Source organism: Pseudomonas sp. Pseusp88, assembly GCF_047303955.1.
In the GTDB taxonomy this organism is placed as follows: Bacteria; Pseudomonadota; Gammaproteobacteria; order Pseudomonadales; family Pseudomonadaceae; genus Aquipseudomonas.
The window spans coordinates 1-236 of record NZ_JBGLYM010000147.1; the positions used below are offsets into that span (position 1 = coordinate 1).

The window sequence follows — 236 nt, forward strand, 5'->3', positions numbered from 1 at the left end:
TAACGTTCCTACTATTTTCAATCGGACCAGCCGTCCTGAAGTTCCCCGTTCGACCGGAATCAAATCAATGATTTTTCCGAACTCGATTCCTGAACGTTTATGAATCAGTTCCGAGAGTTCTTGTTGGGAGTAGCAGACTCTCCAACGGTAAAAGTCTGTTGTTTCCTGGTCATAATTATTCAATACCTGACTCAACACTTGTTTGTTATGGGTGTTGCAAAAGGCCGTAGGAGAAG

Annotated in this window: 1 protein-coding gene; it reads right to left on the reverse strand. The window is 43.2% G+C overall.

Translation table 11 applies throughout. The features are described from left to right. The coding region (locus tag ACCD02_RS32810; RefSeq protein ID WP_413310740.1) for a hypothetical protein at positions 1-183 on the reverse strand (183 nt) is incomplete at its 3' end. Between the last annotated feature and the right edge of the window lie 53 nt (positions 184-236).